Raw genomic sequence first — 14,240 nt, 5'->3', positions numbered from 1 at the left:
GTACGAATTTAGTTCAACCTAAAGTGCACTTGCAGCTGCTCCAACTCCTCTAATAAGTCGGCTGAAATATCGATTTTAGAATTTCTACTCGGCATGGTTAACTTATTCAACACCCGAAACTCCTCCTTGACTTCCGGAATAATTATTTGTGATTCATCCACATCCAATACCGGCTCACCATCAGGATCCACCTCTTGAATCAACTGAGTAATCGCTTCCATTTCAATACGTTGCTGTACCTTCTCAATTTCCACCACCTCAAAAGTTACCGTTTTATTCCCTTGATAAGTATCAAATAACATTCGGATTTTTTCAATCTGATTGTCCTTGAGTTCGTTGATATTCATTTGAATAATCAATTTTTTTGCATAGGTCGGAATTACATCGTGCAATAGTTTTAATTCCGAAAACTGCAAACGCGGATCACTTCGCTCTCCGGCTTCATTTTTAATCCACCCTTCTTTTATAGTCACCTTGAAATAAACAAACTGATTGTTCAATAAAAAATGCCTGAATTTCAAAAACTCTTCATTAAACATTCTAAATTCATAGGTTTCGTCATAACCTTCTACGGTAAACATCGCCCAATCCTTCCCCTTCATCGTAGTCCTAAACTGCACGTTACTAATCATCCCTGCAAAAGAAACCGTACGCCCGACTAAGGGGCCCAAATTCTTTAACTGCTCCAAATTAACATTACAGAAGTACTTCATTTCAAATTTAAAATCATCTAGTGGGTGTCCCGAAATATAAATACCGACTACTTCCTTTTCTTTCGCCAATTTTTCCATCGTGCTCCAATCTGGGCATTCTGGAATGACCGGTTCTGGAATCTGCACATCACTATTTTCTCCAAAAAGACTCACCTGTGAGGAGTTTTCATTTTCCTGAAATTTGGCTCCATACCGAATGGCTTTCTCCAAAAACGTACTTACATCTCCATCGGTATGAAAATATTGCGCTCGCAACGTTCCCTCAAAACAGTCAAAACCACCGGCTAAAGCCAAATTTTCAAAAGCCTTTTTATTAGCCGCTCTTAAATCAATGCGTTTGGCCAAATCAAAAATAGATCGATAATCCCCGTCTTTGCGACACTCTACAATAGTATTTACCGCACCAGCACCCACTCCTTTTATCGCTCCCATTCCAAATCGAACAGCATAGTCATCATTTACCGTAAACTTATAAAAGGACTCATTGACATCAGGTCCCAATACTTTTAAGCCCATTCTACGACATTCCTCCATAAAGAAGGTCACTTGTTTGATGTCGTTCATATTATTAGACAAAACCGCAGCCATATATTCCGCTGGGTAATGCGCTTTCAAATAGGCCGTTTGATAAGCAATCCACGCATAACACGTCGAGTGAGACTTATTAAAGGCATAGGAAGCAAAGGCCTCCCAGTCTTTCCAGATCTTTTCTAAAATAACAGGATCATGACCATTCAATGCAGCTTGTTCAACAAATTTTGGCTTCATCTTATCCAAAACCTCGATTTGTTTTTTACCCATTGCCTTACGCAAAACGTCGGCCTCACCTTTGGTGAATCCAGCTAATTTTTGCGACAAAAGCATTACCTGTTCCTGATAAACCGTAATTCCATAAGTCTCTTTCAAATATTCCTCCAAGGCATCTAAATCGTAAACAATAGGCTCTTCCCCATTTTTACGACGAATAAAGGACGGTATATACTCCAAAGGCCCCGGTCTATACAAGGCATTCATCGCAATTAAATCAGCAAAAACCGTCGGTTTTAATTCGCGCATATACTTCTGCATCCCGGGCGACTCATACTGAAACACCCCGACCGTTTCTCCTCTTTGAAACAATTCGTAAGTCTTGACATCATCAATCGGAATCTCATCGGCATCAATCTCTATTCCCGTTCTATATTTTACTAATTTTATCGTATCTTTAATTAAGGTCAGGGTCTTTAACCCCAAGAAGTCCATCTTTAAAAGTCCGGCACTTTCCGCAACGGCATTATCAAATTGCGTTACATACAGATCCGAATCCTTTGCCGTAGTAACCGGTACGAATTTGGTAATATCATCTGGAGTAATAATTACTCCACAAGCGTGAATTCCCGTATTACGCATCGAACCTTCTAATATTTTCGCTTGCTGTATCGTTTCTCCCGCAAGAGACGATTCATTAGCGATAGCAATCAACTCTTTAACCTTATCAAATTCTTCCGAACGCAAAGCTTTTTTAACCGTAGCCTCATCTTCTGACAAGAATCGAGCTAAATTCCACTTAGACGGCATCATAGCCGGAATCAACTTTGCTATTCGATCGGCCTCAAACAACGGCAAATCCAAAACTCGAGCCGTATCTCGAATAGCTGACTTAGTCGCCATTTTACCATAAGTGATAATTTGAGCTACTTGATTGGCTCCGTATTTATCGATTACATAATCCATTACACGACCTCGACCTTCATCATCAAAGTCAATATCGATATCAGGCATCGAAACCCTATCCGGATTAAGGAAACGCTCAAAAAGCAAATCGTATGCAATGGGATCCAAATTGGTAATCCCCAAACAATAGGCCACCGCAGATCCCGCTGCAGACCCCCTTCCTGGTCCCACAGAGACACCCATCGCTCGTGCTGCAGCAATAAAATCTTGCACAATCAAGAAATATCCCGGATATCCCGTACGCTCTATCGTAGCCAACTCAAAATCGAGTCGCTCTCTAATCTCTTCTGTGATCTCTTTATACCTGCGCTCCGCGCCTTGATAAGTCAAGTGCTTTAGAAAACTATTTTCACCGCGCTTGCCCTGCCCATCTCCCAAATCATCTTCCGCATGTACAAATTCTTGAGGAATATCGAATTTCGGTAGCAATACATCCCGATGCAACACAAAGGGTTCTACTTTATCAATGATTTCCTCGATATTATAAATCGCATCAGGTACATCTGTAAAAGCCTCCTTCATCTCTTCTTGAGACTTAAAGTAATACTCCTGATTCGGCATACCGTAACGATAACCACGACCCCGCCCAATCGGCGTAGCCTGTTTCTCACCCTCCTTTACACATAATAAAATATCGTGCGCATTAGCATCTTCCTTATTAATATAATAGGTATTGTTGGTAGCTATCAATTTTACCTCGTGTTTACGAGCCAAATCGATTAAAGTTTGATTAACGCGATTCTCATCCTCTTGGTTGTGACGCATTAATTCAATGTAAAAATCATCTTCGAATTCCTCTTTCCACCACAGCAAAGCTTCCTCTGCTTGCTTTTCACCGAGATTCAATACCTTATTAGGCACCTCTCCCGATAGATTTCCCGACAAGACAATAATATCTTCTTTATATTGTTGAATCACTTTTTTATCAATTCGCGGCACATAATAAAAACCATCTGTGTACGCTATTGACGACATCTTTGCCAAATTGTGATACCCTTTCTTATTCTTTGCAAAAAGTACAATTTGATAACCGTTGTCTTTTCTTTTTTTATCGGTATGATCCTCACAGACAAAAAATTCACAACCAACTATCGGTTTAATCAATTCTAAAGGTGATTCACCATTTTCAACCAATTCCTTGTTCTTCGCTTCAACCCCTTTATTGTGATCTGAAACGGTTTTAACAAACAAAAAAGCCCCCATCATATTTCCGTGATCGGTCATCGAAACCGCAGGCATATTGTATTTTGCTGCTGATTTCACCAAGGCTGGAATCGAAATGGTCGATTGTAAAATCGAAAATTGAGTATGGTTGTGTAAATGTGCAAATTTAGCTGCGGCAAAACGCTTTTTATCCTCATCGGAAACCAATACATCACTGGAAACCGATTGCATTTTTGCCAAGCGCTTCCGAATATCTTCCGAAGCTTTTTGTAAGTTGATATGTTTAAGCCCTACCTTTTGGAAAGGTTCTGGGTGCGCTTCCTTATATCTTTTTAAATAGGTAGGATCGGCCTGCAATTCTTCCGTAGAATAATTGTCACGCTTAACCAATTCCAAAAAACAACGTGTCGTTGCCTCCACATCGGCAGTAGCATTATGCGCTTCAGCGAAAGCTTCACCAAACAAATAGGAGTGTAATTCTGTTAAGGTAGGCAGTTTAAATTTCCCTCCACGTCCGCCAGGTAGTTTTAACAACTGAGCGGTTACTTCGGTACAAGTATCCAAAACTGGCATCGATAACATCGGACTTGCTGTTTGCAACCTATGAAATTCACATCCCATGATATTAACATCAAAACCGACATTTTGTCCAACCAGAAATTTTGCTCTATTCAAAGCCTTATTGAACTTCCCCAGAGCATCCGCCAAGGGAATACCTTGCTCCATGGCTAGTTCCGTTGAAATACCATGAATACGTTCGGCATCATAAGGAATATTAAACCCTTCTGGTTTAATCAAATAATCTTGATGCTCAACCATATTCCCCATCTCATCGTGCAATTGCCAGGCGATTTGAATACACCTTGGCCAGTTGTCCGTATCGGTTAATGGCGCCGACCAACTCTTTGGAAGACCGGTAGTTTCGGTATCAAAAATTAAATACATAACTTATTATCTGAGGATTAGACTTGGATCTTTTAAAAAAAAGAGAAATTCAAAGTTACCGTTTTAAAATCTAAAATTGGGTTAAAAAAAAGGCCGCTTTAAAAATAAAGCAGCCTTAGTTGAAAAATAAATTAAACTTTACTTTTATTTCGCCTCTTCCATAGGAACACGATAGAAAACACCTTTCTGGAAAGTCACACTAGCATCTTTTTCTCCTTTAAGTGAAAGGACAAACTTACCAGTGATCGTACCGGGAACTTGATCTTCTATAGGCGCATATTCGATATATCCACTACCAACATTAACTCCAGTTTCAAAGATATTTTGTTTCCCATCTTCGAAAACCTGAACCAATTTGGCTCTATTACTTTCAATAATACCCATTTCATATTTACCTCCAAAATCATAGGCTGCTGTTCTCAACACTAGGGTCTCAACACCATCTGTAGCGGTGATAACAATAACACCTTGGTTAACCGAAGCACTAAACTCATTAGCTTTCCACGGAGCGGTATAATTTTTTTCCGCCTCAAAAGCCGGATTATTAAACTTAACATCATTTTCACAAGCCATCAATCCTAACGAAAGTGCCAGTATAAAGATTATTTTTTTCATAACTAATTGGTCTCTTAATCCATTTGGAAACAAAAATAACTTTTTAAAAATTAATATCATAACTTATTTTAATAAAATATTAACTTTTAACAATTGCCTAAAAAATTCATATTAAGCCTATGTGAAATCATCAAGTTAACGACAACAGACCTTAATATATAAACAATAATAGGGGTTTTTATTGAAGTTACCGCGATATTTATATAAAAAACATTCAGAATAACCTGTTCTCCATCACAATCAATCCAGCCATTACCGTTTTTAATCACCCCTTTTTGTTTTAATAAATCCATAGAAAACACCTATAAATTACTGATTTCCAAAAAGACGGTATAATTTAGCACTAATAAAATCTAGTTTTCAAAAAAAGAATTATCTTTGCGCCTTAATTAACCGAGGTCGGGAACCTCAATTTAATCACAATTAGATTATGTCTGTAAAAATTAGATTACAAAGACACGGTAAAAAAGGAAAACCTTTTTACTGGGTAGTTGCTGCTGATGCGCGCTCAAAAAGAGATGGTAAATACTTAGAGAAAATCGGTACTTACAATCCAAACACGAATCCTGCAACTATTGACATCAATGTTGACAGTGCTGTAAAATGGTTGAACAATGGTGCACAACCTACAGATACTGCAAAAGCAATTCTTTCTTACAAAGGAGTATTGTTAAAACACCATTTAGAAGGTGGTATTAGAAAAGGAGCTTTAACTCAAGAGCAAGCAGACGCGAAATTCGCAGCTTGGTTGGCAGAAAAAGACAACAAAATCACTTCTAAAAAAGACGGTTTATCTTCAAACAAAGCTGATGTGAAAGCAAAAGCAATCGCTGCTGAGAAAGAAGTAAACGCAAAACGTGTTGCTGCTGCAAAAGAAGCTTTAGCTGCTGCTGTTGTAGAAGAAACTGTTGCTCCAGAAGCTGAAGTAGCAGAAGAAAACAACGAAGAAACTCAAGCTTAAATTTATTTGTGCGATATGCGTAAAGAGGATTGTTTTTATTTAGGCAAAATCGCCAAAAAATTTAGTTTCAAAGGAGAAGTCTTGGCCTATTTGGACACTGACGAACCGGAGTTATACGAAAATTTGGAATCCGTGTTCGTTGAATTCAACGGACACTTGGTTCCTTATTTTATAGAGTTTTCCTCTATACACAAAAATGATTTCTTGCGAATTCAATTTGAAGATATGTATTCCGAAGAGGATGCAGATAAGATTATTGGAGCAGAAATCTACCTACCCTTAGAAATGCTTCCTAAACTGGAAGGTAATAAGTTCTATTTTCACGAAGTCATTGGATTTGATGTTGAAGACACTCAATTCGGTTATGTCGGAAAATTAGTCCACATCAACGACAGCGTTTCACAGGCACTTTTTGTTATCGAACGCGATGAATTGGAAATCTTAATTCCGATGATTGATGAATTTATTCACGAAATCGATCGTAAAAACCATAAAGTAATCCTTAATGCTCCTGTTGGCTTAATTGATATTTACCTCGAAAAATAATTTTAATTATGTTTCGCTTTAAACAATTTACCATCCATCAAGATCGCTGCGCTATGAAAGTAGGCACAGACGGTGTTGTACTTGGCGCATGGACCCCATTACCCGAAAATCTATACAGCATACTTGACATTGGTACCGGCACTGGACTACTCGCTCTAATGTTGGCACAACGCAGTTATGCCGAACAAATTGACGCTCTAGAAATCGATGACAGCGCTTATGAACAAGCCGTCGAAAATTTCGAAAACAGCCCTTGGGCCGATCGACTATTCTGTTATCACGCAGGACTCGATGAGTTTGTCGATGAAATAGAAGACGAATACGATCTGATCGTTTCCAATCCCCCATTCTATACAGACGACTACCACAGCAATGATGAACAAAGAGATTTGGCTCGTTTTGAGACGGCCATGCCTTTTGAGGACCTTGTTGAGGCAGCTTCCATTTTCCTGTCCGAAACCGGTATCTTTTCTGTTATAATTCCTTTTAAAGAGGAAACTAATTTTATAGAAATAGCCCGCGAATTGGAGTTATATCCGTTCAAAATTACGCGCGTTAAAGGTCATAGTACCGCAGAAACAAAACGGTCTCTATTGGCTTTTGGCAGAAAAACAATAGAAAATCCTATCGAAGACGAACTTATTTTAGAAGTAGAGAGACACCAATATACTCCCGAATTCACTGAGCTCGTAAAGGATTACTACCTTAAATTATAAAACGATTTTTTAAATTAAAATGTTAAAATTTAAAATTAACTTGCTTTTATCTATTTTTCTTTTCTACATTTGTCCCAACAAAAGAATCCAAATAAAATGAATTTAATTATTGTAAACATGCTTATGCCAATGATGTGGAAAAATCCGCAAGGCTTGCTGTGTTTATAATTCAACTATAAAAAATACAACTAAAAGCCTTTGCCAACGCAAAGGCTTTTTTTATTAAAAAAATCTCACAATGATCGTAGCTTATACCAACAATAACGGAATGCAAATGATGATGATGATGCAAATGATGATGCACATCCACCTCCGCTATTGCCTAAAGTCAAGCTAACGAATAAATTGTATCGTTTTCACTTGAAGTCCTTTTGGCCCTAGCCAAAGGGACTTTTTTTATTTAACCCATTTTTAAAAATCAAAAAACTAAAATCATGAGTACACAACAATCTTCAACCCTAGCTTTACATCACGGACACGACACCAATGCTGTTGCAGGCACACGAGCCATTCCAATTTATCAAACCAGTTCTTATGTGTTTCAAAACACCGCACACGCAGCAGGTCTTTTTAATTTATCTATTCCCGGTTACATCTATACCCGCCTAAATAACCCAACCAACGACATACTCGAACAACGCCTTGCTGCGCTTGAAGGTGGAATTGGAGCCGTAGTAACAGCGTCAGGAGCAGCAGCGATTTCAACAGCTCTATTAACACTACTTAAAACCGGCGATCACATTGTTGCCTCAAGCAGCTTATACGGCGGAACCTACAACCTACTCAGCGTTACACTACCGCGATTGGGCATACACACTACTTTTGTAGATCCATCCGATATCGAAAACTTCCAAAAAGCCATTACTCCAGCCACGCGTGTTGTATTCGTTGAAAGCTTAGGAAATCCTAAATTGGATATTTTAGACTTGCGCGGCATTTCCAAAATCACCAAAGAAGCTAAAATTCCTTTTATAGTAGACAATACCGTAGCATCACCGTGTCTATGGAACCCGATTAAAGACGGAGCAGACATCGTTATCCATTCGCTAACAAAATACATTTCTGGAAACGGTACATCATTAGGCGGCGTTATCATCGATGCTGGAAATTTCGACTGGTCAAGCGGTTTATTTCCTGAATTCACAGAACCCGCGGCAGGCTATCACGGTCTAGTTTACCACGAAGCATTAGGCAATGCTGCATATATTGCAAAAATTCGTATTGAAGGATTACGTGATCTTGGCGCGGCATTAAGCCCGTTCAATGCTTTTCAAATCTTACAAGGCTTGGAGACACTCCCTTTACGTATTATCAAACACAGTGAGAACGCCTTGGAATTAGCAACATGGCTTGAAAAACAAGAAGCCGTGGCTTGGGTAAACTATCCGGGTTTAAAATCCAGTGCATATCACCAACTCGCCAATGAATACCTACCAAAAGGACAAAGCGGTGTCGTTACTTTCGGTTTAAAAGGAGGCTATGAAGCTGCTAAAAAAGTAGTAGACCATACCGCACTATTTTCACTGGTAGCCAATATTGGGGACACCAAATCTTTAATCATACATCCAGCCAGTACTACCCATCAACAACTAAGTGATACAGAACAAAAAACAACTGGAGTTACGCGTGATTTAATACGTCTATCTGTCGGTATTGAAGCGATTGAAGACCTCAAAAATGATTTAGAGCAGGCCTTTTTAAAACTATAATTCCATACACCATGAGTTCACTCCTAAATTTATCCCTCGATCCAATACGTTTTACAAACGGCAGCACACAGCAAGTTACGCTGCACTATGAAATTTTTGGATGCCCCATACATACCGCGCCTGTAGTATTTGTACTTCATGCATTGACCGGAAACTCAACCGTTACCGGTGAAAATGGTTGGTGGAAAGCGCTGATTGGTGCAGAGAAAACCATCGACACCAATCGCTATACGATCGTGGCCTTTAATATCCCTGGAAATGGCCGTGGAAAATCGGTGTTGGATTGGGAAAATTGGAGCACTTATGATGTAGCACATCTATATTGGCAAGGCATCGATGCATTACAACTTACCGAGCTATTTGCCGTAATTGGCGGAAGTCTTGGTGGAGGGATTGCTTGGGAAATGGCTTTTCAAAGACCCCATGCCATTAACTATTTAATTCCAATCGCAAGCCACTGGAAAGCGACCGATTGGATTATTGGAAATGTATTGATTCAACAACAGATATTAAAAAACTCTACGCAGCCCGTGCATGATGCTCGTATACATGCCATGTTTTTATATCGTACCCCGGAATCCATCACGCAGAAATTTCAAGGAAATAGACAAACGGATGGCTCTTATCAAACCGAGAGCTGGCTTTTACATCATGGAAATAAACTGACCGAACGCTTTTCGCTACACTCCTACCAATTGATGAACCACCTGTTAAAAACTATTGGCGCCAATCAACAGTGGAACGACTTAAAATTATTAGCACAGCATAAAGATCTGGAGATTCATCAGATTAGCATTGACACGGATCTATTTTTCACCGCAAACGCCATAGAAGAAACCGCTATTTATCTGCGTAACTGCTCAACAAATTCATATTTACACCAAATCAGCTCCATTCACGGTCACGATGCCTTCTTAATTGAAACAGCACAATTAGACAGTATTTTAACGCCAATATTTGGCCTAAAAAGCGGGAGTTAACCCAACCTAACAACCCATTCAAACAGCACAAAACCATTCCGAAACTACGATATGGTGGTGTCAAAGTTTACTAAAAAATCGATCTACGGGTATGTCAAAAAACCTGTATATAAAATAAAAAACAACCATGAAAATATTAAAATTTGGCGGAAAATCATTGGCACAACCCGATGGTTTTAACACAGTACTTTCGATCATTGCCAAGCACTATAAAAGCGATTCCGATTTTCACGTAGTAGTTTCTGCTTTTGGAGACACCACCGACCAATTAGAACAACTCCTTGAACTTGCCTCTCAAAATGACGACTATAAAAGCGGATTAAAACGTTTAAAAACGATACATTACACCCATACAGATGCAGATGTGAACGCACAATTTGCTTTAATAGATAACTTACTTGAAGGCATTTCACTGTTAGGGGATTATAGTGCAAAACACAAGGATCTACTTCTGGCACAAGGAGAAATTATAGCCGCAAAAACCCTGACGCATCATCTATCTCAAAAGGGCTTACCCGTTCATTATGTAGATGCCAGACCCCTATTGAGAACCAATTCAAATTTTGGGCAAGCGCTACCACTAGACGAAACCTCCAAACAAAATACTTTAGCTTATTTCGAAGAGAATTTACAGGGAAAAATAGGAATTATCACCGGTTTCATAGGTTCTACCTGTAGCGGAGAAACAACGACCCTTGGACGCAACGGCAGCAACTACAGTGCCTCCCTATTTGCCTCCTATTTGTTTGCAACAGAACTGCAAAGCTATACCCATGTCAATGGAATCTATACAGCCAATCCAGACTGGGTCCACGACGCTCAAAAAATAGATGATCTAAGTTACGATGAAGCCAACGAGATGGCACATTTAGGAGCAAGCATACTGCATGCCAAAACCATCATTCCATTGCTAAACAAACAAATTCCATTGCGAATAGTCAACACTTTTAACCCGGAAGATCGCGGAACTTTAATCAGCGGGAATTCTAAAAGTAGCGGTATACGCGCATTGAGCGTTTTGGAAAAAACCAGCTTAATACAATTGGTCGGAAAAGGCTTATTGGGAAAAATCGGTGTAGATGCTCGTATTTTCGAAACTCTGGCTCATCATCAGATCAGTGTTAACGTCATCGCTCAAGGAGCGTCTGAACGCGGCATTTCTTTTGTTGTCAATGCCGAAGATTCCGAAAAAGCACTAGAAGCCTTACATACCGCCTTTAAACCCGAAATAGAGTCCCAAGACATCAGCACGATTTTTTCCATTGACAACGTATCCGTCTTGTCGATTATTGGTCAAGATCTATCAACCTTCAATCGATCCTATACCGCTTTAATCAACAACCAAATCGTTCCGGTTTTAATCAGTAATACCGTAGCCGGTCGTCAAATTAGTCTGGTACTGCATCACCATCAACTGCAAAAAGCCCTGAACATCATTCACGGCGAAATTTTCGGAATCAACAAAAAGATCAATCTATTTATTTTTGGCGTAGGAACAGTGGGCAGTGTTTTAATCCGACAACTCCTAGAAACCCGACTAACCCTAGAAGCTAAAAAGAATGTTTCTGTAAGAATAGTTGGTGTTTCCAATTCCAAACAATTGTTGTTCGATAAAAACGGCATCCAAGATGACTGGCAACAACAGTTAAGCGCAAGTGATTTACTCAGCACCCCACAAACGGTCTTTGATCTAGCCAATCAACATCACTTAGAGAATTTAATCGCCGTTGACTTAACGGCTAGCGCAGCCTTTACCGAAACATACCCACTCTGGATCCGCAACGGTTTTGATTTAGTCGCCGCTAACAAAATTGCCAATACACAATCTTATGAGTTTTACCAGCAATTGCGTCTGGACTTAAAAAGATACCATAAAGAATTTTTGTACGAAACCAATGTTGGAGCAGGTTTACCGCTGATCGACACCATAAAATTATTGCATCAATGCGGTGAAAATATCACGCGAATTCGAGGGGTGTTTTCAGGAACCTTAAGTTATTTATTTAATGAATTTTCCGAGGGAACAGCTGATTTAAGCACCGTATTAGAAAGTGCCATTGCCAAAGGTTTTACCGAACCCGATCCCCGCGAAGACCTCAACGGGAATGATGTGGCTAGAAAACTTTTAATACTCGCACGGGAACTGGAATTACCCAACGAAATGAGTGATATTAGGATCCAAAATCTAATCCCAGAAAACCTCCAATCGGGAGCAGTAGATCAATTCTTAATCCGTTTGGAAGAACTCAACCCGCTGTATAGCGAAATCAAAGCCAAACAAGAACCGAATCACGTATTGCGTTACGTGGGAGATCTACATGGAGACCTCAGTCGTGAAGATGGAGCAGAGCTTGATGTACAATTGGTTTCTGTTCCCAAATCTAGCGCCTTAGGGCAATTACAAGGATCCGACTCCATATTTGAAATCTATACAGAATCGTACGGCAGTCGACCAATTGTAATTCAAGGTGCAGGAGCAGGAGCCCATGTAACTGCTCGCGGGGTTTTTGGTGATATACTGCGATTGGTTAATCGGGATTCGTAATTCATGACTCGATTCTCGAATCCCAATTTACGACTAACAAAAAAAGGTTGTCTGTTTAGACAACCTTTTTTTTATGGATTCGTCGACCATAAAGAGGCCGATTTTAACATCGCTCGTCTTGGCAACTTCAGATTGGCAACAACCAATTCTGCAAAATCTTCTGGTTGCAAGACACTGTCTGGATTACCGTCTGTCAACCCTAAATCTATCGACATGTCCGAAGCAATCGTACTTGGAATTAACGTACAAACGCGAATATTGTTTTTACGTACTTCCTTCATCAACGATTCCGACATCCCAATTAAAGCAAACTTTGAAGCAGAATAAGCCGATGTCGTAGGATTACCATTAATTCCTGCTGTCGAAGCAACATTGACTACATCACCGCAGTTCTGGTTGATCAAATGAGGTAAAACCATTTTAGTCACATTATAAACACCCATAACATTGGTCATTAATATCTCTTCCCATCGCTCTGCATCCATGTCTATAAAACTCCCGAACTCCGCAATTCCAGCATTGTTAATCAATATATCAATGCCACCCAATTCTTCGATTAGTTTTTCTACAGCCGTTTGCACAGCCACTCTATCCACTACATCAAAAACAGCATAAGTAGCTTTTACACCAATTGCCTGCAATTCTTTTACGGTCGTCTGTAAGTTTTGTTCGTTTCTACCCGTTATAGCCACATCAACACCTTCATGAGCAAGAGCTATTGCAGTCGCTCTGCCCAAACCACGTCCACCACCAGTTACGATGGCTTTTTTATTTTGTAAATTTTCCATGAATTATCTCTTTAATATTATTATTTGGCGTTTTCAATTTGTTCTTCTATCGCTTCCCACAATCCAATTCTCCTCTTTAATGCTTCATTGGAAACCACCGCTACCTCTTCCCATTTTTCAGCATCATTACCACACAACTCCGCAATCATTTTCATTGCCATCGGTCCGTGTTCATCGGCATCCAATTCAATATGTCTTTCAAAATAATAAATCAGTTTAGACAAATCCGTTTGCGGAAAATTCTGTTCAAACCCCTTTAATATCTCGGTAAACATATCGGGTATCAAATCTTCTCGACCAAAGGTAAATGCCGCAGCAATTTCATGACTTTTCCCCGTGGCAATCACTCCAAAACTAAACTGTAAAAACGCCTTAATTTTTGGATGTAATGCCGACTGCTCTATAGCAGTAAACACCGAATCACATCGGCGAACTTCTTCTATAAAGTGCAGCACTTCCTCGGTATTGGCATCCGATGCTTGCATCGCCTCTATATACATTTCAAAATGACTCAAACGTCGCCCATCTATACTCAAATCCGACTCCTCTGCCAAAACAATTTCGTTAATCAAATAACGGGTTTCCGGATTGGGTGATGCAAACCATGGCGCGGTAGTACACGTCAGTTTTTGTTGTAAAGCCTTCAGTAACGACATAAAATCCCAGACAGCATAAACATGCCCTTGCATAAAGATTTGTAGATGTGAAACCGTTTGAATTTTATGGTATAACGCATGTTGCAACAACAACTCCCGTTGCGGCTGTATACGCTTATTAATTTCTGAAATAGTCATGACTCTTTTTTTACAAAATTAAAAAAGCTTCCCGATTAAGAGAAGCTTTTG

General features: G+C 39.6%; 10 protein-coding genes. 6 read left to right on the top strand and 4 right to left on the bottom strand.

Going from position 1 to position 14,240, the window contains the following annotated elements; all coding sequences use genetic code 11:
• Positions 1 to 8 precede the first annotated feature (8 nt).
• Positions 9 to 4,535, bottom strand: a complete 4,527-nt coding sequence (gene dnaE / locus L1275_RS05415; RefSeq protein ID WP_253470608.1) for a DNA polymerase III subunit alpha — start codon at positions 4,533 to 4,535, stop codon at positions 9 to 11.
• Between the two features lie 144 nt (positions 4,536 to 4,679).
• Positions 4,680 to 5,150 (bottom strand): DUF6252 family protein, encoded by a 471-nt coding sequence (locus tag L1275_RS05410; RefSeq protein ID WP_253470606.1) that lies wholly within the window; start codon positions 5,148 to 5,150, stop codon positions 4,680 to 4,682.
• 430 nt (positions 5,151 to 5,580) lie between these two features.
• Between L1275_RS05410 and L1275_RS05405 the strand changes: the two genes are divergently transcribed.
• From L1275_RS05405 to thrA, 6 genes are all read left to right on the top strand, one after another.
• Positions 5,581 to 6,111, top strand: a complete 531-nt coding sequence (locus L1275_RS05405; RefSeq protein ID WP_253470604.1) for a 30S ribosomal protein S16 — start codon at positions 5,581 to 5,583, stop codon at positions 6,109 to 6,111.
• Positions 6,112 to 6,126: 15 nt separating this feature from the next.
• Positions 6,127 to 6,657 carry a ribosome maturation factor RimM gene (rimM, locus tag L1275_RS05400; RefSeq protein ID WP_253470602.1) on the top strand — a complete coding sequence of 177 codons (531 nt, stop codon included), beginning with the start codon at positions 6,127 to 6,129 and terminating at the stop codon, positions 6,655 to 6,657.
• A gap of 8 nt (positions 6,658 to 6,665) precedes the next feature.
• Positions 6,666 to 7,373, top strand: coding sequence for a tRNA1(Val) (adenine(37)-N6)-methyltransferase (locus L1275_RS05395; RefSeq protein ID WP_253470600.1), 708 nt, complete (start codon positions 6,666 to 6,668; stop codon positions 7,371 to 7,373).
• 434 nt (positions 7,374 to 7,807) lie between these two features.
• A complete protein-coding gene (locus L1275_RS05390; RefSeq protein WP_253470598.1) occupies positions 7,808 to 9,082 on the top strand; it encodes an O-acetylhomoserine aminocarboxypropyltransferase/cysteine synthase family protein in 1,275 nt (424 codons plus the stop codon).
• An 11-nt stretch (positions 9,083 to 9,093) separates the two neighbouring features.
• Complete coding sequence (locus L1275_RS05385) at positions 9,094 to 10,062, top strand: alpha/beta fold hydrolase (RefSeq protein ID WP_253470596.1); 969 nt, start codon at positions 9,094 to 9,096, stop codon at positions 10,060 to 10,062.
• A gap of 127 nt (positions 10,063 to 10,189) precedes the next feature.
• Entirely contained in the window at positions 10,190 to 12,607 is a 2,418-nt protein-coding gene (gene thrA / locus L1275_RS05380) for a bifunctional aspartate kinase/homoserine dehydrogenase I (RefSeq protein ID WP_253470594.1), read from the top strand.
• A 71-nt stretch (positions 12,608 to 12,678) separates the two neighbouring features.
• Here thrA and L1275_RS05375 read toward each other — a convergent pair whose 3' ends face one another.
• Both L1275_RS05375 and L1275_RS05370 read right to left on the bottom strand, forming a co-directional pair.
• Entirely contained in the window at positions 12,679 to 13,395 is a 717-nt protein-coding gene (locus L1275_RS05375; protein WP_253470591.1) for a 3-ketoacyl-ACP reductase, read from the bottom strand.
• Positions 13,396 to 13,415: 20 nt separating this feature from the next.
• On the bottom strand, positions 13,416 to 14,189 hold the full coding sequence (locus L1275_RS05370; protein WP_253470590.1) for a DUF3050 domain-containing protein: 774 nt from the start codon (positions 14,187 to 14,189) through the stop codon (positions 13,416 to 13,418).
• Between the last annotated feature and the right edge of the window lie 51 nt (positions 14,190 to 14,240).

The organism is Flavobacterium sp. HSC-61S13 (assembly GCF_024171535.1).
Classification (GTDB): domain Bacteria; phylum Bacteroidota; class Bacteroidia; order Flavobacteriales; family Flavobacteriaceae; genus Flavobacterium.
Note: the sequence above shows the minus strand (reverse complement) of the source record. Positions and strands in the feature narration are given on the sequence as shown.